The organism is Rhodococcus sp. NBC_00297 (assembly GCF_036173065.1).
Lineage (GTDB): Bacteria > Actinomycetota > Actinomycetes > Mycobacteriales > Mycobacteriaceae > Rhodococcoides.
This window is the reverse complement of sequence record NZ_CP108041.1, coordinates 1579303-1603147: the sequence shown is the minus strand read 5'-3', so window position 1 is coordinate 1603147 and position 23845 is coordinate 1579303. Positions and strand designations below refer to the sequence as shown.

The window sequence follows — 23845 nt, the reverse complement described above, 5'->3', positions numbered from 1 at the left end:
AAGAGCGGAGTTCAGCCCGCCCAGGAGGCGGGCGCGCAGCGCGACGCTGCGGGCAAACGTGATGTGCAGAAGCTGGCCGAGGCGCGGCGCCTCACGGCGTTCCTGGTAGTGCCCAGGTTGGAGTGCCGCTTCCCTGCACGACAGCGTTATGCCGCCACGGTAGCTACAACGTGCAGGGAAGCATGCTCGACTCATAATGGCGACTGAGCAGCAGGCCTCAAGACGGCTTGGTTGACTCTCAAACCGTCCGCTCTCAGCTCGGCAGCGAAGGTCCGTAACTCATCGCGGGTCAACTGGGCGTTGCCTTTGGTCAGACTATGGACTCGGGATCCGTTCGGGGACAACAGACGTAACGTGGTCTTGCTGTTCTTCTTCACGGTCCATCCCTGGGCCTCGGCGTTAGCGCACAACAGCTCCAGTTCCGCTTCCAGAGAGCGACCGACCTCGGAAGCAACGACCGCAGGAGCCGTCAGCCGCGGCCCCAACTTGTCCACTTGCTTCTGAACCTGCAGAACAGCCGGACCGACGGCCGCCTCCACGTTGCCGTCCTCACGTTCGGGGTACTTAAGGGTCGTGAGGCCAAAGACGTCCGACGGCAATCGCGCATCGCCTGTGAGCAGCAGGTAGGCACGCTCCCTGCCGAGTACGCCAATGAACAGGCCCAACTCCAAGATGACATTGTCACGCACCGCAGGTGACATACTGCCCCGGCTGGTCGTTGTATCGTCCGGAGAAGCAACAAGAATCGCGAAATCGTGTCCCCGTGCGACGTCGATTAGAGCGTCGATTGCATACCCGCCGGGGGCAAACACACCCTGATCCCACACAGTGGTTTCACACACCCGCCGTTCTTGCAGAACGCTCTGCAAGTTGTAGGCAACCGCGCTTCCCTCACGGGACGAACCTATGAACAGCTTCGGCAGACTCACGCCCAGATGCTATCGGGCACGCATGAAGAGTGTCCTGCACGACACCGCCGGACTGGAAATGAGGGCACCACAGCGGCGTCCCCACGCACAGGCGATCACGAGAGGCGATCCAACGCGAGATTAGCGCGCCGCTCGTAGACCCGCAGAAGAACTTGCAGCAGATGCAAAGCCTCGAGCGCCGGATACAGAACGGTGGAGCGATTGCTGGTCAGCTGAAGATCGTGCACACCCGGATCCGCCGTGCCGTACCGCTCGATATCGGACACGCCGAGGTAAGCCCACGGCCTGCCGTGTGCGAAGCCCGAACACAGCTGCCACGGGAACATCACCTTCAACCCAGAGTTCTCCTCCGTGTGAACAAGCGCTTCCGTGCTCGTGAACCCCCCGGTCACCCTCTCGGTGATACCTCGCGCGTCAGCAACCCGTTGAAGTTTCGCGAGCTTGCTCTCCAACGACCGACGACCGGCAACACCGAGCCGTCCATACGCACGCTCCCCATCCCGAAAGTTTTTCGCGTTCCAACGTAAAACACGCTCGACCCGCACGTCACGCGTCGGCGGATCCAGAATCCAGAACGCCGCAGCGAAGCTCTCTAAAGCACCGCGCGACAACGAGAACGGCGCGGCCACATGAAGGAATCCTGAGTCGACCACCAACTTCTTGACAGCGTGAAGATGATCCACCCCCGCTGTCATACACATCCGCACGCAATGCGAGACCTGATAAGGGGCGCTCGCGGCATCGTCGCCAGCCAGAGACGACGTCGACCCGACCGGAAACTCGCTGGGCGTACCGATGCGGACCGTCACCCTTTCGATCAGAGGTGAAATTTCAGCCCACTTGGCCTCGACATCCTCTTCTGTCACCCGCCGGTCAATCTCATCCATCACCAAATCAAACCACCGCTGATCGAGTCACATCCTCAGCCGCGGAGACTGTGGGCCACCGCGACCCGCGGGACGTGGCCCAGCCTCGTCGCTCCCACACAATCACCTTTACGTTGGAAGAGTCTGAGGCACCCGCTTCAGGCGCATGTCGGCGGTCCGGGGCGTGGCTCGACAATCACCTGCTGCCTCGGTGGCTTCTCGTGGAAGGCCACCGCGGACCGTGACGGGTCGTTTCGGCCGCTGATTGAGATGTGTTCGCGAATTTTGTCGCTGTGTAAAGGTGTGCCGGCGAAACAACCCAGACGAGTCCGATGCGCAGGACAGGAGTCCATATGGTCGAAAACGTTTGGGTCGGAGTCGACATCGGCCGCCACGCTCATCACGCCGCGGCCGTTGACCGCAACGGTGCCGTGCTGTGGTCACGTCGCATTCGCAACGATGAGGCAGAAATTAGAGCGCTGATCGACCGGGTTGCAGATGTCGAGTCGGTGGTGTGGGCGATCGACATGACCGCACCGGAATCGGCGCTGCTCCGCGGTGTTCTGCTCTCGCAAGGTCAGCAGGTGCGGTACGTGCCCGGCCGGGTCGTGCACAGTATGACCGGCGCTTTCGCAGGCGAGGCAAGACCGACGCCCGCGATGCGGTGATCATCGCGCAGACAGCACGCTTGCGCGGCGACCTCGCTCTGGTCGCAGTGCCGGATGATGTTTGGATCGAGCTCGAGTTGTTGACCGGTCATCGTAGCGATCTCGTAGCCGAACGCACCCGAGGCATCAATCGCCTGCGTGTGATGCTGACCCGCATATTCCCCGGCCTGAAGCGGAGCTTCGATTTCTCGACGCTGACCGGTCTGGCCTTCGTGACCAAGTTCGTTACCCCGTCGTCTATCACAACTGCGTCCGACGAAGAAATACACGATCACTTACGCGGTCACGGCGTCCGCCGACCTTCGATTCCGAAAATGGTTGCCGCGGCTCGCGCCGCAGCACGGGCACAGGCCATCGCTCTTTCCGGCGAACAAACCACTGCTGGCTTGGTCCAGCAGACAGCCCAGTCGCTGATGATGCTCACGCGCCAGATCACCGACCTGGATAAACAGATCGCCGACGTCTTCCGTCGGCATCGGCACGCGCACATCCTCGAATCGGTGCCTGGCATCGGTACCCGCAGCGGCGCCGAACTCATCGCAATCACCGGCGGTGACCTCGCCTCGTTCGGCTCGGCCGCTAAACTCGCCGCCTACGCAGGCCTTGCACCGGTTCCCCACGACTCGGGCAACCGACACGGGGCGCTGCGTCGTCCGCAGCGTTACCACCGCGGCCTCCGGAAGGTGTTCTACATGGCCGCCCTCAACAGCTCCCAGCGCGACGGGCCGTCTCGAGACTTCTACCAACGCAAACGCTGCGAGAAACGATCGGCCGTCCACGCGCTGATCGCGCTCGCTCGTCGCCTCGTCGACGTCGTATAGGCACTCATCCGTGACAACCGAAAATGGACCCCGGAACGTACTACCCAGCGCTGCGAATCCGCGCCGGACGCTGCCTGAGGTCATCCCCGATCGCCACTGGCGCAACGCTGGCCGGGGCCCACCGGGTGGGTCCGTCAGAAACTCCGCGGGTTCGGATCGGTTGCACCTTTTCGGCGAAAGAGTTCTTCGAGACTGCCGGTTCAAAGCTGGTCGACGCGATCAGCCGTCGGCGCGTTCGGCGAAGCAGCCATGCCGCGGCGAAGCCGCATTGTCCACATGGACAGCGCTAGGACCGTCACGCTGCTTCAGTCTCTGAGATAGTGATGAAACATCAATCATCGGAGATCATGTTGGTATCGCACACAGAGGCCCCGAGCAGGCCTGAGCATCCTCATCGCCGTCGGCCACCGGTAGATCGTCGCTTCCTCGGCCTCGACACTCGCGTATTCCCGCACGCGCTCGTGATCCTCGCCGTCTGGCTGCTGTGGACCGTCGCTCTTCCCGCCGTCGATTCGGTTCTGCCGCAGAATGATCCGGTGATGCCGGGCGATGTTCTCTCGGTGACCGAGAGCGTGACGATGAGGCCGGCCACCGACTGGAACGTTGCCAGTGGATTCCGGATCGACCAACGCGGCGCCGACGATTCGGTTCCGAACATCGAGCTGACCCGAGGCAACATCACCCTCACTACGAGGGCCGACACCTTCGACGGCACGCCCGACGAGCTCCTCACCCAGGTCGACGCTGTCAGCGCCGCCACCGGAGGTGGTTCCGTCCTCGAGCTGTCCGGGTCGCCCACCCCGTTCGCCACCGACACCGGACTGACCGGTGCGCAGGTCGACTTCACCACCCCCAGCATCGCCGGATCGATCACCGCCCTCATCGTGGACGGCACGGGGATCGAGGTGCAGGTGTCCGGTCCCCCGGAGCAGATCGCCGACCGCGCCCCCGAGATCACCACCATGATCGCCAGCATCAGCGCCGAGAATCGAGAAGCCCAGTGAACACCGACGCCCTCAGTGCACGCAGCCGTGCCCTCGACACGACCGCATGGGGCGAGAAATTCCGCTTCGTGCAGCCCCGCAACATCGTGTTCTGGATCTACCTGTGGCTCTGCATCTCAGGGGTCGTGAAGGGGTGGCAAATGTTCTCACCCCTCGCCGGATACTACGGCCGCGCCATGTTCATCGCTGCCGTGGTCGGCGTGATCAGTGTCGCGGTCTGGACGTGGTGGTTCCGGCACGTCGACCGCTACGAACGCCAACCTCTGACCCTGGTGATCGTGGCCTTCGTCTGGGGCGCCACCGCCGCCACCTTCGCGATCGCCGTCTCCGCCAACGGCACCCTCGGATCGCTGTACGCGAAGATCTTCGGACAGGTCTGGGCGCAGGATTGGCACGCGGGACTGTCCGCACCGTTCGTGGAGGAGAGCGCGAAGGGCGTCGGGATCGTCGTACTTCTCGCCCTCGCTCCCCGGTTGGTGCGTACCGCCGTCGACGGTCTGCTGCTGGGAGCTTTCATCGGTCTCGGATTCCAGACCAGCGAGGATCTGCTGTACTCGGTCGCCGGCGCCACCAAAGGGTTCGGTGCGCATCAGACCGACGGGCTGGCCCACTCCATCGGGCTGCGCGTCTTCTCCGACATCCTCTCCCACCCCCTCTTCACAGCCTTGTTCTGCGCCGGCGTGATCTATCTGATCGGCACTCCGGCACAGCCGCGGCGCATCATCCGGGGCCTGGCTCTCATCGTGGCACCCGTCCTGATACATGGCATCTGGGATTCCATGATCGCGCTGTCCGGCGGTGACGGCATCGGCGTGATCGTCGTCATCATCGGCGACTTCGTATTCGCGTTCACTGCACTGTCGATCGCGTTCGTCTGGGCGCACCCCCGTGAAGCACAGTTCGTCCGGGACGTCCTCGCGCCAGAGGTCGAGGCCGGTGTCCTCACCGACGAGGAGATCACCGCCGCCGGCGGGTGGCGACAACGACTTCAGTACGTCCGCGCAGGAACCGGTCACGCCGATCGTCGCCGACGCGGTCACATCGTCCGCGCGGCCCTCGATCTCTTGGCCGACCTCGCCGCCGCCAAGGGACAGGACACCCCCGATGTCATTGCGGCGCGCGAGGAGATCTCGCGACTTCGGCACGGCCGCCCGACAACCGTGACCGCGCAGGGCCATTCATGACATCGACCGCTCCGGATCATCACCGGACACGTGTTCCGGCAGAGCACCGCGTTCTCGGTCTCGATCGGCGCACGCTGCTGCCCGCGCTGGTCGTGACCGGGGTTTTCCTGCTGCTGACCGTCGTGGTGCCCCGAGTCGACACCTTCATCCGCTGGGACGATTCCGTGCGCGCCGGCGAACGATTCGCGCTCGCGGACACCATCGACATCACGCCGGTCACCGGGTGGAGCGTCGAGAGCGGCTTTCGCCTCGACGAGGAGAGCACGAGCCAGCAGACCGGTGAACTGACCGTCACCGGAGACGGAGTTTCCGTGGACGTGTTCCCCGGTTCCTTCGACGGGACCCCGGCAGAACTGCTCGAGCAGACGGACAAGGTCACCACCCTCGCGAACGACCCCACGTTCCGCGTTGTCGGCGACGTGACCACGCTCACCACCGCCAGTGGGGAAACCGGTGTGATGCAGCCGTATTCGAGTGTCATCAGCGACGGACTGGCCGCCGCGTTCGTCATCGACGGCACCGGCCTTCGGGTCCGCGTGTACGGCCCGCCCGCTCAGATGATCGCTTCCGCCGCGGACGTCGAGGACATGCTCGCCAGCATCCGCACGACCGACAGGAACGACTCGTGAGAGACACCGACACCGACTCCTCGACGGACTCGGCGCGCACCGACTCGATCGAACGCCGGCGCCGTGCCGTGGAGGTGTCCGGGTGGGGCGAGAGGTTCCACTTCCTGCAACCGCACAACGCGTCGTTCTGGGTGTACATCGTGCTCACTGCCATCGGCGTGCATCAGACATGGGCCTACTTCGCACCCGAAGCCTCCTTCTACGCCGGCGGTTACGCCGTCGCCGCCATCCTGTGTCTGCTGTGCGGTGTCGCCTGGTTCTTCTGGTTGCGCCACATCGACCGCTGGGAGAGGCAGCCCGGTTCGCTGGTGGTGGCAGCGATCGTGTGGGGCGCGATCCCCGGCACCTTCGGGTTCGCCATGACCGCGAACACGGCGATGCTGAGCATCTATCCCAAGCTCTTCGGCCAGGAATGGGCAGCAAACTGGGGTGCCGGCGCGACGGCACCGATCACCGAGGAGGCCGCGAAGCTCTGCGGGTTCCTGCTGCTGATGAGTCTGGCACCGCGTCTGATCCGCACCGCCAACGACGGTCTCATCGTCGGCGCGTTCATCGGACTGGGTTTCGGTGTCTTCGAGGACTTCCTCTACGCCGTCAATTCCGCGGCGACGAACTTCGGGACCGACCCCGCCGGTAACGCGGCACACATGGCACTCACCAGAATCGGCGCCAGTTTCGTCTCTCATCCCTTGTTCAGCGCCCTCGTCTGCAGCGGTGCCGTCTACCTCATCGGGACCGCGGCGCAACCCCGCAGAATCGGACTCGGGTCGATATTCGTGGCCGCTGGAGTGTTCCTGCATTTCACCTGGGACGATGCCGTCGGACTCGGAGCCGGCAACGGATTCGTCATGTTCGGTGTCATGATCGCCTCGGTCATCCTTGCCTTCACCATGCTGACGATCGCGTTCCGCCGCGCGGCACCACGTGAACACCGATTCGTCCGCGACATCCTCGCCCCCGAGGTCGACCGCCAGTTCCTGACGGACGCGGACATCGACGAGGTCCTCGATCCCGACGTACGCAAGGCTCGCCGCAAGAGTGCACCGAACCGCGCAGCGCGCCGCGCGGACGCCCACCTGCGCACCGCGATACTCGACCTGGCCCACGACGTCGCCCGGGACGACGGAGCCGACACCCACGCCGTGCGGCACTCCCGGTCCGAGGTCCAGCGACTTCGCGGCGTCGCAGACCTCGCCCGCACACCGCAAGGTCGGTAAACGGGACACCCTCCAGCAGACCCGCCGTCAAAGAGTCTGCTGGAGGGGCTTGCGTCGGCCGTCGCGACGGTGGCCGATCGGTGCACACCGTCACCACCTCGATCGAGCACCAATCATTTGGCGGCGATGCTTTTCATCGGTGCCCACCCGGGCGAGACCGGCCGTCGGAACGAAAGAACGCAGCCACCAAGACCGCCTCTGCAACATCGGCTCTTGAGGCACCAGCTCCACCAGCAACAGCTCGACCACGCCGCCCTGACCTTTGGCCGTGTCCACACGAGAATTCGGCGACCTGCCTACTACCGCCCGGCCCGAGCATTGTCATCGGCGTCGGCCACCCGTCGATCATCGCTTCCCCGGCCTTAACACCCGGGGACGAGCGCAATCCATGTCGCCCGCATGTTGCTTCCCGCATTGAGATCCACCGAGCCGAACAGGTGGGAGGTGGCAGCCGCGGGGGAGTAGCTGGTAGTTCCCGGTCGCAGGCCGGCCGGGCGCGGGCCACCCTGCGGGCGTCCACCGATCGGATCTCCGCTGCGCTCCGCACCGTGAAGAGCACTGTTCTTTCGACTATCTGGCTTCTCCGATCGTGCGTTACCCGTGCCCGTCTTACCCACACCCCGACCTCCGCTGCGCTCCGGCCCCTACGGGGTCCGAAAACTTGTCGACCCGTGCCTCGCTGCGCTCCCCTCGAAAACTTTTCAGCTCGGGTGCAGGACGCCGTTCCCGTGCACCGCCCTTCTCTCCCCACGCCAGATGACGGCGAAAGAACACTGGGAGAGAGGGACCGATCACCATGACCACACGCCGCGCCGCCCGCACCAGCACCACGTCCGCCGAGGACAAGGCCCAAGCCCGCCGCGAGTTGGCCGAACGCCTGCACAACTCGATCACCGACCAGGTTGCTGCACTGGTAGATTCAGCGTCCTGGCGCGCCTACCTCGACCACATGGCCGCGTTCCACTCGTACTCCACTGGCAGGGTTGCCGTATTCGATCCTGCGAATAGCGTGACTCAGGAGTGGCGGTCGGCGGCGTAGTTCGTCCATTGGCCGTTGGCTCGGAGCGTGTGTTGCGCGACGGTGTGTGCGTTCAGGCCCAGCATCGTGGCGAGTGCGCTCGGTGGGAGCTCTCGGGTGAGGTGGGCGATGGCGGACAGCCTGAGGGCCTGCGGAGTGATACCGATGCGTCGCAGCCGGTTTCCGAGTGCGGTTGCCGTCAGTGGCGAGTCAGCACGGTGACCTGGGAAGAGCCATGTCTGGGGTATCTGCTCGGCGGTTCCTGCGCGTCGTAGTTGGGGTAGTTGCAGTGCGATCTGGGCGAACGGATCCGGTAGCAGGAGCGTGTCGACGTTGCCGAGTCGCAGTTCGACCCCGGCGTCGGTTTCGGTGACGTGGGCAGTGGTGAGTCCGGCGATGCGGGTGAGTGGTTGGGCGAACAGCGCAATCAAGGCGCCGGCGAGCCGGTCGGCGGGGTCCAGCGACTCGTCGTGGACGAGGCGTCGACAGATCTGCCACCTCTCGTTGTCGCCGGTAGGGGCTTCGGCCTGGCCTCGGTAGCTCGAGGGGAGGGTGAGTGTGCGGGGTAAATGCCGGTTGCGTCGTGCCCACGTCAGGAACGACCGCACGCGCCAGTGGGCGGCTCCGGGCGCGCTGAACCAGGTGTCGATGTCGTGTTGTGTGCACTCGCCGAGCTCGGTCGAGTGCTGCTGCAGCAGGTCGAGGAACAGTGCCGATTGTCGGATCTGTGAGCGAGCGTTCTGGGCGCCGACATGGGATTCTCGTTTCTCGGTCGCCGCGCGCAGTCTGGGTAGTACGGCCCACTGTGTCCACCTGGTCAGGAGTGCGCGGTGGTTCGGGGTCAGGCTGCTCAGTAGTTGGGGGAGTTGGGCTTCGAGGCGGCGCAGGCTTCGGTCGAGGTCGGGACCGAGGATGCCGGTGGCGACGAGGAGTGAGCGCAGGTGCTCGACCGACTTCGGGTGCGGGAGGGTGTCGAACGAGGTGTGTGTGAGGGCTGTGCTGCCGTCCTGGATGGAGAGCAGCAGGGGTGTGGTGCGGATCAGCCACCGGCGGGTGGTGACGGGTTCGGCGCGCAGGAGCGGTTGCCGCAGCGGTGCGAGCGGGCTGTCGGCTTCTGGAGGGATGATCGCGTCGAGGCGGCGGGTCAGTGTGCACCGGTGACACAGGGCGTCGCCTTCGACGCTGGTGAGGGCTCGACCTGGTGTCGCGCACTGTGCGCAGGTGCGGTGTGCCTTGTCGCGGCACCACCGGCAGGTGCCGTTGTCGTCCAACAGTTTGTCCGGTTTCGCGCAGCCGGAGCACGCGCCGCGGTGCTGCGTGGCTCGCTTCCTGCAGCGGTCGCAGACCGTCTTGCCGCGCACCTCGACGGTGGTGCAGATGCGGCACAGTCCGATGATCATTGCCGCCGGATGTCCGCGCGTCGAGGTGTGCGGGTCTTGGCGCGAGTCGTCGCGGCCGCGGTGTCGGGGCGGTGGGTCGACGTTCCTGTCGCGGCCCGGGCGGCTGATTCGGTGGCAGGCTCGATGAGGTCGTTGGGTGTGCAGGTGAGGATGTCGCACAACGCCATCAAGGTCCGCAGGCTCAGACGTTCGGGTGTGCCGGTGACCAGGCGATACACCTGTGCTTCGGAGAGTGTGATTCCCCGTTCGGCGAGGAGGGGCCCGAGTCCGGTGGTCGCGAAGATGCCCTGGTCGGCCAGGAGGCGGCGCAGGTGCCAGTGGTAGTTCAGCTGCGGTTGCGGCATCAGTGCTCCCCGTCGGTGCTTGTGGTGGTGAACGCCCGACTCAGTGCTCGTCGGAGGGCGTTGTTCGTGTAGTCGGTGCCGACGCTTGTGTAGATCGCGGTGGTCGATCCCCAGGAGTGTCCGAGTTGTTGTTGGACGAAGAGGTGATCGAAGCCGTCCTCGAGCAGATGCGTCGCGTACGAGTGGCGCAGACAATGCGGGCCGAGGTGCTTCTCGAGCCCGATGGCGTCGCGGTATTCGGCGAACCGTTGGGAGATCGACACCGCTCCCACCTGTGCGCTGCGCTCGGTGGGCCAGAGGGCGAGCTGGTCGGAGCCGTAGAGAGGCCGGATCTCGGTGACCCACTCGTCGACGGCCTCGGCGGCCCATTCCATGGTGGTCAGGACCGTGCGGCGCCGTGGTGGTCCGCCGGAGAGGGCTTTGCCGTGGCGCACCGACAGCGCCCCGTAGCGGCCGAACTCGGTGGCCGCCGGGTTCGCGGTCCAGTCGACGGTGTCGAGCATCGAGGCTTCTCGCCGGCGCAGGCCCCAGGCATAGATCACCTTGAACAGCGTTGCGTCGCGATAGCTCGCCAGCCATCCCTTACGGCCGGAGGCGCCGACCCGGTTCACCCGGGTGTCGCAGTAGTCGAAGAACGCCTGCAACTCGTCGCGGGTGAGCGGGCGATTCCCTGGCCGCCCTTCGTAGTCGCTGCGGTGCACGACCATGTTCCACTCGTGGAAGATCTGCACCGGGTGCACCCCGAAGTGCCGCTCACAGACCTCGTGCCACCGGTAACGGGTGTCGGAGATGTAGCTGCAGAACAGCGATGCCGCCATCTGATACAACCGCACCGTCGAATGCGCGGCCCCCGACTCCACCAGATGCGTCGTCCACTCCTCGACGTCCGCCGATGACCACCGCCACGGGTAGTCATTGGTAAAGACCACCAACCGGTGCACAATCTGCGTGCGACGCTCGATGGTCAGGTTCGCGAGCATCCGCGAACGCTGCTGCTGCTCCCACCCCTCGATCATCGCCGCGAGCACGGTCTCCTCGGGCGCGAGCAGCGACAGGCCGTCTCGCAGCAGATGATCTGCCGACCCCTCGGTGCGAGGAGCGCCGGATCCGACTGTTTCCTTGGCCGACATTGCATGAACGTATCATGCATCTAATGCAAGAATCGTGACGACGTCGATGGGTTCCATCGGCGATCGATGGATTCGCGGTCAGGGAGTGGCCACAGCGTCACCGTCACCGGCGCCGGGAGTGTCAGCAGTCCGAATATCGTTCGTGGAGAACGTAATCAGGTTGCCGTCGCCGTCGACAGTCGCGAACTCCGTCGTTCCCCAATCGGTCGCGCCGGGGTGGCCGGCGTCTGCCGGGTGCAGAACGCCTGCACGCGAGAGTTCGTCATACAGTTCGGCGACATCGTCTACGGTGATGCGGCAACTGGCCGTTCCGGCGAGAAAACTCTCCGCTCCGCTGCGCACCGGCCAGGGTGCGGGTTCGGGGCGGTCCTTCCAGCTGTCGTCGTCGGCGGCCCACAAGTGGATCTCGACGTCGTCTCGGGTGAGCTTGGCGAAGGTGGGATCGGAGTACTGCGCCGTGAAGCCGAAGGAGTGGGTGTAGACGGCGATCGCGGTCTCGATGTGTCGTACCGGCAGCGCGGGAACCACTCTCGACATGCCCATGAGCAACCCTAACGCCGACGAACGGGAGAGGAACGGGTCGAGCATCGCCGCACCCGCGGCGCCGCCAGTCCGTCCGGCGGTTCAGCATTGCTGTGTCGGGCCGGACTTCGCGGCCCTCGTACGTGGGGATGCGCCCGGAATCCCAGCTCCATGGAGACCAGGGTGCCCCTCGCAGGTCCGGATGAGCCGTGATCATGTTGTGGCCACGGCCGTCAGGATCTGTTTTCGGGCCTCGGTGATACCCGTAGGGGGTATGGGTTGGTACGCTGGCAACGTGTGTGACGGTGCTCGGCGACGATCGTCGGCCTCGTCTGCGCTCTCGGTGCTGCGGACGGTGCTGATCGCGCTCGGCGTGGTGCTGATGCACACGACCCTGCCCGTCCCCACCGCCGCGGCCCACGACGCGATGTCCGCACCAGGGCCGGTGAGCAGCGTGGTCGCCCACCACTCTGCTGACACACACACCGTCGACGTCGAGACGGCGGCGGCGCATATGCCGTGCCCGAGCGGCCACGACATGGTGCATCCGTGCATCGGGACGGTCACGTCTTTCCCTGCGATGTCGGTGCCGACCGGGACCGCCGAGCTCATGCCAGTACTCGACACCGTGTCCGACCGCGTTGTCGCGATCGTGGCTCGGGCAGGTCGTGCGCCCCCGTGGGCTGTGCGCTCGCTGGACAAGTCGGTACTTCTTCGGGTGTGACGGGGAGTCCGGGGCCATGGCGCTCCGGCGGATCGCAGGCAGATCCACCTCGTCTTTCGTTCGACACACCTCAGGAGTACTTCCATGCGTATCAACAGAAAAACGACCACTGTCCTCGCCGCCGCGGCGGTCGGCATCACTCTCCTCGCAGGGTGTAGCGACGACGGATCGGACACGTCGATGGAGGGCCACTCGATGGGCTCGTCCACCTCGATGGAGTCTTCGTCGGCGCAGTCCGCGGATCCCGCGGCGACGTTCACCGACGCCGATGTCATGTTCGCGTCGATGATGTATCCGCATCACGCGCAGGCCGTCGAGATGGCCACCATGGTCGACGGGCGCACGACGAACCCGGAGATCGTCGCCCTGGCCGGGGAGATTGCCGCCGCCCAGAAACCCGAGATGGAGCAATTGACGTCGTGGTTGGCGCAGTGGGGTCAGCCGGCGCCGTCGTCGGACGCGAGCTCGATGGAAGGTATGGATCACGGATCGGGCAGCGGGATGATGACCGCGCAGGACATGGACTCGCTGATGTCCGCGTCGGGTGCTGACTTCGACCGGCAGTGGCTGACGATGATGATCGCCCACCACCAGGGCGCGGTCACGATGGCGGAGAAGGAGATCGCTGACGGCTCCAATGCTGACGCGGTCGCGATGGCCCGCACCATCGTCGAGACGCAGAACGCCGAGATCTCGCGTATGCAGCAGCTCCTGGGCTGACCGAGAACCCGGCCGGAACCGCAGTTTCGGGTCCTGTTCGACGAACGACGCAGCCCCGCATCGATGTCGATGCGGGGCTGCGTCGTGTCGGAGGGTGCAGGTCAGTCCTGCGGGGTAGCAGTGCCGGGCCGGAGGTCGAGTCGGCGGAGCAGTTGGGCGTTGGCGGCGACGATGATCGTCGACAGGGACATCAGTATCGCTCCGACGGACATCGGCAGGACGAACCCGATGGGTGCGAGCACACCGGCGGCCAGCGGGACGGAGAGCAGGTTGTATCCGGCGGCCCACCACAGGTTCTGCTTCATCTTCCGGTACGCAGCGCGGGAGAGGTCGACCACCGACAGCACCGAGCGGGGGTCGTCACTGGCGAGGATCACCCCGGCGGACGCGATCGCGACATCGGTGCCTGCACCGATGGCGATGCCGACGTCGGCGCGGGCGAGGGCGGGGGCGTCGTTGACACCGTCACCGACCATCGCGACCTTCCTGCCTTCGTCCTGCAGGTCCGCCACCCGCTGCGCTTTGTCCTCGGGGCGCACCCCGGCGAAGTAGCGGTCGATACCCAGCTCACCGGCAACCGAGGCGGCGACCGCGTCGGCGTCGCCGGTGATCATGACCACCTGCACCCCACGGGCGTGCAGGTCGGCCACCGCGGCGCGGGACTCGGGACGGATCTCGTCGGCCAGTTTCAGCGCTCCGATCACGGCGCCGTCGCCGAGGACATGCAAGATGATCGCCCCGTCCTGCCGCCACCGATTCGCCACACCGAGCTCGGACCGGTGCTCCTGCTCGAGCATCGCCGGACCACCCACCCGCACGGCGGCGCCGTCGACGACCGCGGACACCCCGACCGCGGGGGAGGACCGGAAGTCCTGTGCACGAGAGACATCGAGCCGACGGCTCTCGGCGGCGGCGACGATCGCGCGTGCCAACGGATGCTCGGAGTCCGCTTCCGCGGCGGCCGCCAGCGCCAGCACGTCGTCCTCGGTGCGTCCCGCGACGGCCTCGACACCGGTGACGGCGGGTTCGCCGCGGGTGAGAGTGCCGGTCTTGTCGAACAGCACGGTGTCGACGGTGCGCATGGATTCGAGTGCGAGGCGGTCCTTGATCAGGACGCCGCCGCGTGCGGCGCGTTCGGTCGCGATGGACACCACCAACGGAATCGCCAGGCCCAGCGCGTGGGGGCAGGCGATGACCAGGACGGTGATCGTGCGCACGACCGCGTCGTCGGGGGAGCCGAGGACGGTCCAGGCGGCAGCGGTGAGAACGGCCGCGCCGAGGGCGAACCAGAACAGCCACGCCGCGGCGATGTCCGCGATGCGCTGCGCCCGCGACGTCGAGTTCTGCGCGTCGCTGACCAGTCGGCGGATCCCGGCGAGAGTGGTGTCCTCCCCGATGGCGGACACCCTCACGCGGATCCCGGAATCGGTGGCGACGGTGCCGGCGACGACGGTGTCCCCGTCGCTACGGCGCACGGTGCGCGACTCGCCGGTGATCATCGACTCGTCCATGCTCGCCGCCCCGGAGACGACGACACCGTCGGCCGGTACCCGGCCGCCGGGGCGCACGACCACCACGTCCCCGACCTGCAGTTGCGCCGGATCCACGACCGTCACCTCACCATCGGCGTCGACCCGCTCCGCGGTGTCGGGCAGCAACGCGGCCAGCGAGTCCAGCGCCGACGTCGTCTGCGCGAGCGAGCGCATCTCGATCCAGTGCCCCAGCAGCATGATCACGATCAGCAGTGCCAGCTCCCACCAGAAGTCGAGCTGATGATCGAGCAGACCGACGCTCGCACCGAGAGACGAGACGAACGCGACGGTGATCGCCAACGCGATCAACAGCATCATTCCCGGTGTGCGGCTGCGGATCTCGCCGACCGCACCGGTGAGAAACGGGGAGCCACCCCACACGAACATGACCGTGCCCAGCACGGGGGACACCCACCCGATCCAGGAGCTGTCCGGCAGTGAGTACCCGAGGATCATCGCGAACATGTCCGACGCTGCGATCACCGGAACCGCCAGTACGGCCATCACCCAGAACAACCTGCGGAACTGCCCTGCATGATCGCCGTGGCCGCCGTGGCCGCCGTGGCCGCCGTGGCCGCCGTGGCCGCCGGCCATGCCGTGATGGTCGTGATCGTGCGAACTGTCCGTCCGAACGGTGGCCGGTGATGACTCGATCATGTCAATTCCTCGATTTCGAAGGTGTTGCTGTGCAATGCCTTGTACCGGTCGGAGTGTCCGGACGTGCCGTGGTCCTACCGCATCTCTGCTGTCGGCTGCCCGCTGTGTCCTGCTCCGGGTTGATACCCCCAGGGGGTATGTAGTGCAGACCATACGCCGCTCGGTTGGCTGTGGGAAGGTGTGCCGTCTCACTCGGACTCGATTCCTGCACGCACCGGATCGTGCAGCTGATGCGATTCCGCACCCTTGTTCAACAACGTCATGCTGATCCTCGCTCAGCGGCCGACGGCGACGCAGGTCGCCGGATTCCGGGCATGGCAGGCCCGGGGGCGGCAGGTCCGCAAGGGTGAGAAAGCGATCCGCATCTACGGCTACAGCAGCCGCACCGTCACCGAGACCGACCAGGCCACCGGCGACGAGACCACCCGCAAGGTCCCCACCTTCCCGATCTTCTCCGTCTTCGCCCACGACCAGACCGACCCCATCGACGGCCACCCCCAGGCCGAGCAGATCGCCCACCGCCTCACCGGCGACGACCCCGCCGCCATCTACGACCGTGTCCACGCCCTCATGACCGCGCGCGGCTGGACCGTCACCCGCGACGTCATCGACGGGGAGACCAACGGGTACACCACCGTCGACGGGAGCCGCCGTATCGTCGTCGACGCCCGCCTCGCACCCGCGCAGGCAGCGAAGACGATGATCCACGAAGCAGCCCACGCCCTCATGCACACCGCCGACGCCGTCGCCGCAGACGATCGCCGCGACCTGCACCGAGGCCGGATGGAGGTCGAAGCCGAATCCGTCGCGTACGTTCTCGCGGGGATCCTCGGACTCGACACCGCCGCCTACAGCGTCGGCTACGTCGCCGGATGGGCTGACGGCAATCTCGACACCGTCACCGACACCGCCCGCGCCGTCCTCGCCGCCGTCCACGAACTCGCCGACGCCCTCGACCCGCAGGTCGACAGCGACACCGACAGCGGCGACACCGCTGCCGCCTGACCAGCACCACCCACCACCGGAAGGAACCCACGTGCCAGCACAAGCATGGGTGACCCTGATCGTCGGCGTCCTCGCCGTCGTCGGGGTCGCCCTCACCATCCGACAACGCACCGTCGCCGACAAACGCGCCCAAGCATGGGACCGCATCACCTGGTGCCTGGACCACACTCTCAGCAAGGACGACGACGAGGCCGAACTCGGCTGGGACGTCTACGCGACCGTCACCGATTCACCTCTCATCACCAAGACAGAGGAGGCAGTTCTGGTCGCCGTGGCAGACCGAGCGATTCGGTCGACGGTGGCGGAACTCGTCGACACAGAGGACACTGACAACCAGAACGATCAGGAGGGCCCGCGATGACCACCACCGAATCACGCGCAGTCGACAAGACACCGCGACCCCGCGTCGCCGCCGCCGCCGCGCGCGCGTCGATCGCGATGCGCGAACGCAGTGGGCGCGAAGTGCCGCAGTGGATCCGTGACGCCGCAGCAGGCAAGCCGACCACAGTGCCGCCCGAACAGTCCTGACCAGCGCACAGACACGCAACAGAGAGGCCCGCACCCCAGGGTGCGGGCCTCTTTCGTGTCCGCAGACGACGCGGATGCCGATGTCGCTACCCGCACGGTTCGGCGGCCGGCGGTCACGGGTGCGATGGCCGGCCCAGCGGGCCGGGCGTAGCCCACCCTGCGGGCGTGCCCTGATCGGAACTCCGCTGCGCTCCGTCCTGTGAAAAGCGTCGTTCTTTCGACACATCTGGCTACTCCGATGCTGCGTCACCCGTGCCCGTCTTACCCACACCCGACCTCCGCTGCGCTCCGGCCCCTGCGGGATACGAAAACTTCTCAGAACGCCTCCGGCTGAGAACTTTTCGTATCGGGTGCAGGACGCCGTTCCCGTGCGCCGCCTCCTCTGCGCCACGCCAGATGACGGCGAAAGAACGTGGCAGGGCAGAAGGCCAGGTCACCGGAGTCGAGGGAGCGCACCGATGAGCGTCACCACCAGTTTTCAGACCGCAACCATGGGGGCAGTGGGGGAGGCGGTGCTGACCATCCGCACCCACGCGCTCACCCAGATCACCGCCTACACCGCCAGGGCGCAGAAGGCAGCGGCGAACCCCGAAGCGTCCACCGAGGCCGCGCACCGCGAACGCGCCGCCTACTGGGCGTGCACCGCACGCGAAGCCGGAGCCACCGAGGCCCAGATCGACACCGCCGAAGCAGCCGGAACGGCGCAGGGCACCGCATGAACACCGACCAGGAGCGGAGCCGGGGACCACCGAGCCGGGGATCACACCACCCGACCAGCACCACCAGAACAGAAAAACACCGGACAGCGCCTAACTGCCCGGTGTCTCACCGAAACCATATCAAGGAGAGACACCATCATGACCGCAACCATCGACACCACCACCGCGACAACCGAACCCGCCACCGAGCACACCAATCCCGGTGCGCTGGGAACGGTGTTCGCCCAGGTGGACCCCACCACCCTCGACGTCGCCGACAACGTCCGCGACACCGTCGACCTGGACCGGACCCCCGACTTCGTCGCCTCCATCCGCGAGCACGGAGTCCTGCACCCGATCCTGACCGTGCGCCGGGGCGACGGCACCCTCGCCGTCATCGACGGCCAACGGCGCACCCTCGCCGCGATCGCCACCGACACCCCCGTCGTCCCGGTGCTCATCCGCACCCAGGACGGGGACCAGGTCGCCGCCGACACCACCCGCATCGTGGAGCAGATCGTCTCCAACGACCAGCGCGCCGACCTCACCGACGGCCAGCGCGCCGCAGGCGTCGCCCAGTTGCTCGACCTCGGCGTGTCCGTCAAAGAGGTCGCCCAGGCCCTGTCGGTCACGCAGAAGGCCGCGAAGGTCGCCGGTCGGGTCGGTGGCTCCGACGCCGCGCGGGCGGCGCTGGACACCGGGCAACTCGACCTCGAGCAGGCGTCGATCATTGCCGCGTTCGAGAAGCTGGGCGACGCCGACGCCGTCGCGCAGCTTCTCGACGCCGCCGAGAACCGCCCGTACAACTTCCCGCACCTGGCACGCAGGCTCACCGAGGACCGCAAGAACGCACGCGACCGAGCGAAAGCACTCACCGCATACGGGGAGGCCGGGCATCCGGTGCTCACCGTCGACCCCGAGACGGGTGACGCACGCTGGTACTACGCAGGAGAGATCCGCACCGCCGAGGGGGAGCCGGTCGAGGTGGCCGAGCACCCCGACCGGTGGTCGGTGTGGGCCGACCGCGTCGAGGCATGGATCGACGCCGAGACCGGCGAGCAGGTCGACGAGGACAGCGTCGACTGGGACGCCGACGGCCCCGACGACGCACCCGCAGAGGGCAAGCGCCACCGGGGGACCGTGGCGGAAGGGTGGGCATGGGAGACGTCGTACTGGATCAGCGCCGACGACGCCGAGCAGCACGGCTACCAGGTGCCGCAGGCAACCCCCGTGGCCCACGGACGCACCGCCGCCGGTGCTGCCGGGGTCGACACCGACGACGCGGCACGCCGCGCCGCCGAAGCCGCCGACGCGGACAAGGCCGAGCGTCGCAGGGTGAAGGCGCTCAACGCCGCAGGTCTCGCCGAGACCACGCTGCGCCGCGAGCACATCAAGGCGCTCCTGACGCGCAAGACCGCGCCGAAGGGCAGCGCCGGATGGGTCGCCGCGACCCTCGCCGCCTCGCCCGACCTGCTCACCGAAGGTAAGGCCGGGGAGGTGCTGCGCGAGGTGGTGCCCGGTGCAGACCCGCTCACCGGAATCGCCGACCTGATCGACAAGGCCACCGACGCCCGCGCCCAGGTGCTCACCCTGGCGCTGGTGCTGGCCGCACTCGAAGCCCGCATGGCCGGTTCCGACAAGTCGTGGTGGAGGGCCAGCCCGCAGACCCGGTGGACCCGCGACGGCCTCCCCGGGGGAGCCGCCCGGTACCTGGCGTTCCTGACCGAGCACGGCTACACCACCGGCCCGGTCGAGAAGGTCGTCACCGGCGAGAACACCGCCGAGGACGCCTACACCGACGTCACCGCCACCAGCGGCGAATGACCCGGTGACCGGTGCGGGTGTCCCACAACTCGGGGCACCCGCACCGCCCACAGTGGGTGTGTTCAGGAAGGTCAGCGGCGCATTTCGCGAACGAAGATCCAGATGAGCCAGAGCCCAGCCGTGAGGCAGAAAAGGATGACGTCGACCAGGAAGTTGACGAGGGTGTACGAGCGACGAGTCTTACGAGCCATGAAGTAGCTCCTAGGAATGTGGGTTCGCGGATAAGCAGGTTTCGCAGTGGTGTCCGGTCCTGACGGTCCCCGGCCGGGCGAGGGGGACGCCCCCTCGCGCTCCCCCGAGGAGCGCCGGACCACCGCCGGTACCCCAGTCCGCCGGGCGGCCCACCAGATGCGACGCCGCGACAGGTCAAGCAGACCCGGTCAGTGAGCAGCGTCGAACGCCTCGACGACCGCAGCAGAAATCCGGCCCCGATCGCTCACCTCGTACCCGTTGGCGTTGGCCCACTCCCGAATCGCCCGCGTCTGCTCCAGATCACGCTTCGGAGACCTCTTGGTGGCGGCCTCAGCCGCGGCGCGGACAGCAGAGGTGTGCCCACCGCGCTTGCGGCCGCCGACTTTGGTCGCGTGCTCGATGTAGTAGCCGAGCGCCTTCCGGAACTTGTCCGCGTTCTTGTCCTTCAAGTCGATCGCGTAGTCGACACCGTCGACGGAGAACTCGATCGACTCCCCGGCGCCGTCGGCGATGACGGACCCGTCGATGTCATCGGTCAGCTCGACGATCAGATTCTTGGCCACGGTGCGGTGTACCCGTCTTTCCTCGGTAAAACGGTCGACAAATGCCTGCTCACAGTCCCACAATCACACCACCTGTCCGTAGGACCAGGCCGGTGTGTCGGCGCGCGGTGTGCCGGCGGGAACCACCGGATGGCCGGCTCCGTCCAACCTGCCATGAACCGTGACGACGACCGCGCCGGCCTTGTCCTCGCCGGCGACGGCCACGACCTCGAGGATCCTGATCTCCGGGCCGCACACGACCACGTCACCGCCGTCCTACGAGCGCACCGCCACCTCACCGTCGCCCCCGGACGACTCCGCGACTGGTACAGCACGACCGCCCCGCCCAGGTTCCCCGGGGTGAACAACCCGGACTAGAACACATGTTCGATAGTTGCTACGTTGTGCATGCGGGCCGGGTGGTGACGAACGGGCCGAGCCCGGGCGTCACGGGAAGCACCCGGCCCCGCGACACCCCTGTGACAGCGAAGGCGGAGCGCCCATGACACCCGCAGCGGCGCCCACCCGCACCGAAGAATGACCAGGCCATGTTCGAGGACTGGCCTGTCAAGTTCACCCCCGCACCGCGGCGGGTCTACGACCCGCCGGTACCAGTCGTCATCGACCTCGGCCGCGCCTTCGCCCGCACCCCACGGCCCGCACACCGCGGGCTCGCGCTGAGAGTCAAAGCGGAAGGACTGCACCTCACCGGCACGGCCCGCGGACTTCTCAGAGCGTGGGTGCGCACCACCTCCGGAGACTGGATCGGACTGTGCGAGGTCGAGCTGCACAGCGGAAACGGCCACGGCACCCTCCACACCCACCAGTGGTGCCCGTCAGGGGCCATCGCCCCTGCACCCAGCGAACACCACTGACGGGGCCCGTGCCGGCGCCGACGCCAGGCAAGTGGTCCCAGCGTCGACCTCAGCCGCCCCAGCGGGGCGTTCGGTGAGTTCCTGCTCGGTTCACAACCTGCCGATCGGATCCAGAATCCGAACTCGGTCGTGTTCGGCCTCCCACCCGGGACGCGATCTCGACGAGGAGCGTGCCCCGATGCCGACGAACCACCACGACGATCCCCCGCGTGAGGACCCGGACGACGAACCGGCGCACTCGGTCCGGGCCGGCCTCGAACACCGACACACCCACGCCACGGCCATCGGCATCATCATGGTCATCGACGATGTCGACGCACGAGAAGCCGATGCGCGGATCGCCGCCCACGCCGAACTCCGACACATGGACGTGCACGCACTCGCCGACACGATCTGCCGCACCCACCGCTACCCCTGATGAGCAGCACCGATCGCCCGCCCGAGGCGTCGACCGCTCCTGCCCCGCCGACGCGAACATCACTAGCCGCGAACGCTCTAACCCCGTCCGACCAGTGCTACCGCGGCCCGCGGGACGTGGTCTCCGTCGCTCCCGCACAGCCGGTCACCAGCGTGTCCGGGCGGAAAGTGGCAGCTCGGGGGGGGGGGGGGAGTCGGCGACGGTTCCTGATCGCAGGCCGGCCGTGACCGCCCGGGCGTGGGCCGCCCTGCGGGCGTCCGCCTGGTGGAGCTCCGCTGCGCTCCGCACCCTTGAAGGGCATTCGTTCTTTCGACACATCTGGCTACTCCGATGCTGCGTCACCCGTGCCCGTCTTACCAACACCCGACCTCCGCTGCGCTCCGGCCCCTACGGGGTCCGAAAACTTCTCAGAACGCCTGCGGCTGAGAACTTTTCGTATCGGGTGCTGGACGCCGTTCCCGTGCGCCGCCTCCTCTGCGCCACGCCAGATGACGGCGAAAGAACGTGGTGAGGGCAAGGGCCCGAGCCACACGAGTTCCGGAAGGAAGCACCAGTCATGCGCGCACAGCACCCGTCCACCGCAGACGAGATCGACATCCTCGTCCACAAGCAGGGCGCCCCCAAGATCCGCCGCACCGTCAAACGAGCCAGCGCCCGCTACGACCGCCGCAGCGCACGCCGCGCACTCCGATCCTGACCGTCACCAGCCGCACCCCACATACCACCCGAAAGGTTCACCCTCATGACGCAACCCCGCATCACCACAACCGCCCAGCTCCTCGCCGCGATCCCCGCCCTGCTCGGCTACGTCCCCGCCGACAGCGGATCGTTCGTCGTCATCGCCCTCGAGACCGACCCGGCCGGAACATCGGTGGTCAAACTGGTCACCCGCACCACCAGCGAGGACGCCGCTCAATCCTCGACCACCAGCACCCCGTCCGGGGCGCTGGCGAACAACGGCATCACCGCCGTCATCGTCGTCACCATCGCCGCACCGGGACTGCGGTCGCACGCGGTCATCGAGCACATGCTGGCGCTGCGCGAAATCAGCCGCACCACCGAGGTCATCGGCAGTTACTACCTCCCCACCCTGGCCGAGGCCACCACCTGCGAGAACCTGGACACCGGAGACGTCGTGCACGTCGACCCCTACGCCTCCGAGTTGGCCGCAGACCACATCGCCGACGGCAAGCCCATCGAACGCCGCCGCGACGCCATCGACGCCCGCTACCGGCGCGGTGAGCACATCCCCGCCGCCGAGCACGCCGACCCCGCGCAGGTGCTCGAGGAACTGGCCGTCGTCATCTACGCCGACGAACTCCCCGACCGGGACCTCATCGCCCGCACCGCCGCCGTCATCACCACCATCCCCGTGCGGGACGCGATGTTCCGGCTCGCGCTCTACGGCCGCATCTCCGCATGGACCGCCATGGCCACCATCGCCCGCCACAGCCGCGGCGACGCCCGTATCCAGGCACTGTGCCTGGCCGGGTGGCTCGCGCACACCATCGGCAACGGCCCCGACGCCGCAAGCGCCTACGAGGCAGCGCACGCCCACGCCGCCGAGACCGGGCAGCACACACCCCGCCTGCTCGACCTGCTGGACACCGCACTGAACTCCGGACTCGACCCCAAGATCGCCCGAGACCTCACCACCGGACTGAGCGCCGACGACGTCCGCACGAGCACCGGAGCGCACCTCCCCGGAGCACCCGACCGGAACTGACCGGAACGGCCACCGGGCCGGGCGACTCCCGCAGCCAGCGGGGAACGCCCGGCCACCGGCGGGGGATAGCCGGCGATCGGGCATCGAGCCCTCACACCGACCTGCGACGCACCCACCACTGACGGTCAGGTGCAGTAACGGGGTGGAGCCGCCGACCGGTCAGATCGACGCTCCGCGCGCGACGCTGCCGTCTTAACCCCGCGCCCCCAGGCGTCCGGTCACGAACACGGACACCTTTTCGCTACCCGGCCGGTACAGGCGAAAACAATCAGACCGGGTCAGAAAAAGTCGGGAAGGTTCGCCGGCGGGAACGCCACATCCACCGTGCCGGGGGGAGCGGTGCGGGGCAGCGTCTCCTCGACAGGCACCCCCGAGACCATTGCCTCGACCGCGAGATCCGACGGTGCGCACCGATCGAACACCATCGACACCAACTCCGACTCCACACGCGAATACGTCATACCGCGATCCTAGACGAACGCCACGAACAAACCCCGCAAGTGACGGACAAAGCGCATTACACAAACCCGCCGAACCGGGACCGAATTACATTCCAGAACGTCGCCAGATCAGTTGCAACGCAACAGATAAAGCCGCTTTATCGTTATCGAACAAATACACTCCAGCGGTGGAAATAATCCCGTCCGTGAAATAGAATGGAACCACTCCACC

26 protein-coding genes and 1 pseudogene are annotated in these 23845 nt (G+C 67.0%); 17 read left to right on the top strand and 10 right to left on the bottom strand.

Annotation, left to right across the window (positions count from 1 at the left end):
• Positions 1 to 191: 191 nt before the first annotated feature.
• Together OG947_RS07715 and OG947_RS07710 are read right to left on the bottom strand one after the other, a co-directional pair.
• Positions 192 to 929 (bottom strand): nucleotide-binding protein, encoded by a 738-nt coding sequence (locus OG947_RS07715; RefSeq protein WP_328813581.1) that lies wholly within the window; start codon positions 927 to 929, stop codon positions 192 to 194.
• Between the two features lie 95 nt (positions 930 to 1024).
• Entirely contained in the window at positions 1025 to 1816 is a 792-nt protein-coding gene (locus tag OG947_RS07710) for a hypothetical protein (protein WP_328813580.1), read from the bottom strand.
• A gap of 332 nt (positions 1817 to 2148) precedes the next feature.
• Between OG947_RS07710 and OG947_RS07705 the strand changes: the two are divergent.
• The 6 genes and pseudogenes from OG947_RS07705 (at position 2149) to OG947_RS07680 (ending at position 8357) form a co-directional block, all read left to right on the top strand.
• Positions 2149 to 3284 (top strand): annotated as a pseudogene (locus tag OG947_RS07705) (IS110 family transposase).
• 461 nt (positions 3285 to 3745) lie between these two features.
• Entirely contained in the window at positions 3746 to 4288 is a 543-nt protein-coding gene (locus OG947_RS07700) for a hypothetical protein (protein WP_328813579.1), read from the top strand.
• The gene (locus OG947_RS07695; RefSeq protein WP_328813578.1) at positions 4285 to 5472 is read left to right on the top strand and encodes a PrsW family intramembrane metalloprotease; all 1188 of its coding nucleotides are present in this window, start codon (positions 4285 to 4287) and stop codon (positions 5470 to 5472) included. The genes OG947_RS07700 and OG947_RS07695 overlap by 4 nt, the downstream gene beginning before the upstream one ends.
• On the top strand, positions 5469 to 6101 hold the full coding sequence (locus OG947_RS07690) for a hypothetical protein (protein ID WP_328813577.1): 633 nt from the start codon (positions 5469 to 5471) through the stop codon (positions 6099 to 6101). Before OG947_RS07695 ends, OG947_RS07690 begins: the two co-directional genes overlap by 4 nt.
• Entirely contained in the window at positions 6098 to 7318 is a 1221-nt protein-coding gene (locus tag OG947_RS07685; protein WP_328813576.1) for a PrsW family intramembrane metalloprotease, read from the top strand. Before OG947_RS07690 ends, OG947_RS07685 begins: the two co-directional genes overlap by 4 nt.
• Positions 7319 to 8114: 796 nt before the next feature.
• Positions 8115 to 8357: a hypothetical protein gene (locus OG947_RS07680; protein ID WP_328813575.1), complete on the top strand. Its 243-nt coding sequence runs from the start codon at positions 8115 to 8117 to the stop codon at positions 8355 to 8357.
• Here the strand turns inward: OG947_RS07680 and OG947_RS07675 are convergent.
• From OG947_RS07675 to OG947_RS07660, 4 genes are all read right to left on the bottom strand, one after another.
• Positions 8333 to 9736 (bottom strand): hypothetical protein, encoded by a 1404-nt coding sequence (locus tag OG947_RS07675; protein ID WP_328813574.1) that lies wholly within the window; start codon positions 9734 to 9736, stop codon positions 8333 to 8335. The genes OG947_RS07680 and OG947_RS07675 overlap by 25 nt on opposite strands.
• Positions 9733 to 10080: a helix-turn-helix domain-containing protein gene (locus OG947_RS07670; protein WP_328813573.1), complete on the bottom strand. Its 348-nt coding sequence runs from the start codon at positions 10078 to 10080 to the stop codon at positions 9733 to 9735. Before OG947_RS07670 ends, OG947_RS07675 begins: the two co-directional genes overlap by 4 nt.
• Positions 10080 to 11210 carry a tyrosine-type recombinase/integrase gene (locus tag OG947_RS07665; RefSeq protein ID WP_328813572.1) on the bottom strand — a complete coding sequence of 377 codons (1131 nt, stop codon included), beginning with the start codon at positions 11208 to 11210 and terminating at the stop codon, positions 10080 to 10082. Before OG947_RS07665 ends, OG947_RS07670 begins: the two co-directional genes overlap by 1 nt.
• Before the next feature lie 78 nt (positions 11211 to 11288).
• On the bottom strand, positions 11289 to 11753 hold the full coding sequence (locus OG947_RS07660; protein ID WP_328813571.1) for a VOC family protein: 465 nt from the start codon (positions 11751 to 11753) through the stop codon (positions 11289 to 11291).
• 274 nt (positions 11754 to 12027) lie between these two features.
• Between OG947_RS07660 and OG947_RS07655 the strand changes: the two genes are divergently transcribed.
• Positions 12028 to 12456 carry a hypothetical protein gene (locus OG947_RS07655; RefSeq protein WP_328813570.1) on the top strand — a complete coding sequence of 143 codons (429 nt, stop codon included), beginning with the start codon at positions 12028 to 12030 and terminating at the stop codon, positions 12454 to 12456.
• An 84-nt stretch (positions 12457 to 12540) separates the two neighbouring features.
• Positions 12541 to 13176 carry a DUF305 domain-containing protein gene (locus OG947_RS07650; RefSeq protein ID WP_328813569.1) on the top strand — a complete coding sequence of 212 codons (636 nt, stop codon included), beginning with the start codon at positions 12541 to 12543 and terminating at the stop codon, positions 13174 to 13176.
• Between the two features lie 101 nt (positions 13177 to 13277).
• Here the strand turns inward: OG947_RS07650 and OG947_RS07645 are convergent, their stop codons facing one another.
• Complete coding sequence (locus tag OG947_RS07645) at positions 13278 to 15365, bottom strand: heavy metal translocating P-type ATPase (protein WP_328813568.1); 2088 nt, start codon at positions 15363 to 15365, stop codon at positions 13278 to 13280.
• A 246-nt stretch (positions 15366 to 15611) separates the two neighbouring features.
• Here OG947_RS07645 and OG947_RS07640 point away from each other — a divergent pair, with 246 nt between their 5' ends.
• From OG947_RS07640 to OG947_RS07620, 5 genes are all read left to right on the top strand, one after another.
• Positions 15612 to 16370: an ArdC-like ssDNA-binding domain-containing protein gene (locus OG947_RS07640; protein WP_328813567.1), complete on the top strand. Its 759-nt coding sequence runs from the start codon at positions 15612 to 15614 to the stop codon at positions 16368 to 16370.
• Positions 16371 to 16401: 31 nt separating this feature from the next.
• Positions 16402 to 16731, top strand: a complete 330-nt coding sequence (locus OG947_RS07635; protein ID WP_328813566.1) for a hypothetical protein — start codon at positions 16402 to 16404, stop codon at positions 16729 to 16731.
• A complete protein-coding gene (locus OG947_RS07630; RefSeq protein WP_222633471.1) occupies positions 16728 to 16898 on the top strand; it encodes a hypothetical protein in 171 nt (56 codons plus the stop codon). Before OG947_RS07635 ends, OG947_RS07630 begins: the two co-directional genes overlap by 4 nt.
• Positions 16899 to 17356: 458 nt before the next feature.
• Positions 17357 to 17617, top strand: a complete 261-nt coding sequence (locus OG947_RS07625) for a hypothetical protein (RefSeq protein WP_328813564.1) — start codon at positions 17357 to 17359, stop codon at positions 17615 to 17617.
• 138 nt (positions 17618 to 17755) lie between these two features.
• Positions 17756 to 19420 (top strand): ParB/RepB/Spo0J family partition protein, encoded by a 1665-nt coding sequence (locus OG947_RS07620; protein WP_328813563.1) that lies wholly within the window; start codon positions 17756 to 17758, stop codon positions 19418 to 19420.
• Positions 19421 to 19800: 380 nt separating this feature from the next.
• Here OG947_RS07620 and OG947_RS07615 read toward each other — a convergent pair whose 3' ends face one another.
• Both OG947_RS07615 and OG947_RS07610 read right to left on the bottom strand, forming a co-directional pair.
• Positions 19801 to 20175, bottom strand: coding sequence for a histone-like nucleoid-structuring protein Lsr2 (locus OG947_RS07615; RefSeq protein ID WP_328813562.1), 375 nt, complete (start codon positions 20173 to 20175; stop codon positions 19801 to 19803).
• Positions 20176 to 20238: 63 nt separating this feature from the next.
• The gene (locus OG947_RS07610; protein WP_328813561.1) at positions 20239 to 20418 is read right to left on the bottom strand and encodes a hypothetical protein; all 180 of its coding nucleotides are present in this window, start codon (positions 20416 to 20418) and stop codon (positions 20239 to 20241) included.
• Between the two features lie 284 nt (positions 20419 to 20702).
• On the opposite strand from OG947_RS07610, the gene OG947_RS07605 reads away from it, so the two are divergent.
• From OG947_RS07605 to OG947_RS07590, 4 genes are all read left to right on the top strand, one after another.
• On the top strand, positions 20703 to 21029 hold the full coding sequence (locus tag OG947_RS07605) for a hypothetical protein (RefSeq protein WP_328813560.1): 327 nt from the start codon (positions 20703 to 20705) through the stop codon (positions 21027 to 21029).
• Between the two features lie 178 nt (positions 21030 to 21207).
• Positions 21208 to 21447 carry a hypothetical protein gene (locus tag OG947_RS07600; RefSeq protein ID WP_328813559.1) on the top strand — a complete coding sequence of 80 codons (240 nt, stop codon included), beginning with the start codon at positions 21208 to 21210 and terminating at the stop codon, positions 21445 to 21447.
• Between the two features lie 556 nt (positions 21448 to 22003).
• A complete protein-coding gene (locus OG947_RS07595; RefSeq protein WP_328813558.1) occupies positions 22004 to 22144 on the top strand; it encodes a hypothetical protein in 141 nt (46 codons plus the stop codon).
• 45 nt (positions 22145 to 22189) lie between these two features.
• The gene (locus OG947_RS07590) at positions 22190 to 23173 is read left to right on the top strand and encodes a DUF4192 family protein (protein ID WP_328813557.1); all 984 of its coding nucleotides are present in this window, start codon (positions 22190 to 22192) and stop codon (positions 23171 to 23173) included.
• Positions 23174 to 23451: 278 nt separating this feature from the next.
• Here OG947_RS07590 and OG947_RS07585 read toward each other — a convergent pair whose 3' ends face one another.
• Positions 23452 to 23634, bottom strand: a complete 183-nt coding sequence (locus tag OG947_RS07585; RefSeq protein WP_328813556.1) for a hypothetical protein — start codon at positions 23632 to 23634, stop codon at positions 23452 to 23454.
• Positions 23635 to 23845: the final 211 nt, after the last annotated feature.

Excerpts from the sequence above, each read along its gene's own strand:
- OG947_RS07665 (WP_328813572.1), bottom strand. The coding sequence starts at position 11,210 with ATGTCGGCCAAGGAAACAGTCGGATCCGGCGCTCCTCGCACCGAGGGG.
- OG947_RS07690 (WP_328813577.1), top strand. The coding sequence starts at position 5,469 with ATGACATCGACCGCTCCGGATCATCACCGGACACGTGTTCCGGCAGAG.
- OG947_RS07660 (WP_328813571.1), bottom strand. The coding sequence starts at position 11,753 with ATGGGCATGTCGAGAGTGGTTCCCGCGCTGCCGGTACGACACATCGAG.
- OG947_RS07625 (WP_328813564.1), top strand. The coding sequence starts at position 17,357 with ATGAGCGTCACCACCAGTTTTCAGACCGCAACCATGGGGGCAGTGGGG.
- OG947_RS07585 (WP_328813556.1), bottom strand. The coding sequence starts at position 23,634 with ATGACGTATTCGCGTGTGGAGTCGGAGTTGGTGTCGATGGTGTTCGAT.
- OG947_RS07590 (WP_328813557.1), top strand. The coding sequence starts at position 22,190 with ATGACGCAACCCCGCATCACCACAACCGCCCAGCTCCTCGCCGCGATC.
- OG947_RS07630 (WP_222633471.1), top strand. The coding sequence starts at position 16,728 with ATGACCACCACCGAATCACGCGCAGTCGACAAGACACCGCGACCCCGC.
- OG947_RS07670 (WP_328813573.1), bottom strand. The coding sequence starts at position 10,080 with ATGCCGCAACCGCAGCTGAACTACCACTGGCACCTGCGCCGCCTCCTG.
- OG947_RS07680 (WP_328813575.1), top strand. The coding sequence starts at position 8,115 with ATGACCACACGCCGCGCCGCCCGCACCAGCACCACGTCCGCCGAGGAC.
- OG947_RS07605 (WP_328813560.1), top strand. The coding sequence starts at position 20,703 with ATGTTCGAGGACTGGCCTGTCAAGTTCACCCCCGCACCGCGGCGGGTC.
- OG947_RS07620 (WP_328813563.1), top strand. The coding sequence starts at position 17,756 with ATGACCGCAACCATCGACACCACCACCGCGACAACCGAACCCGCCACC.
- OG947_RS07645 (WP_328813568.1), bottom strand. The coding sequence starts at position 15,365 with ATGATCGAGTCATCACCGGCCACCGTTCGGACGGACAGTTCGCACGAT.
- OG947_RS07675 (WP_328813574.1), bottom strand. The coding sequence starts at position 9,736 with ATGATCATCGGACTGTGCCGCATCTGCACCACCGTCGAGGTGCGCGGC.
- OG947_RS07650 (WP_328813569.1), top strand. The coding sequence starts at position 12,541 with ATGCGTATCAACAGAAAAACGACCACTGTCCTCGCCGCCGCGGCGGTC.
- OG947_RS07710 (WP_328813580.1), bottom strand. The coding sequence starts at position 1,816 with ATGGATGAGATTGACCGGCGGGTGACAGAAGAGGATGTCGAGGCCAAG.
- OG947_RS07600 (WP_328813559.1), top strand. The coding sequence starts at position 21,208 with ATGCCGACGAACCACCACGACGATCCCCCGCGTGAGGACCCGGACGAC.
- OG947_RS07595 (WP_328813558.1), top strand. The coding sequence starts at position 22,004 with ATGCGCGCACAGCACCCGTCCACCGCAGACGAGATCGACATCCTCGTC.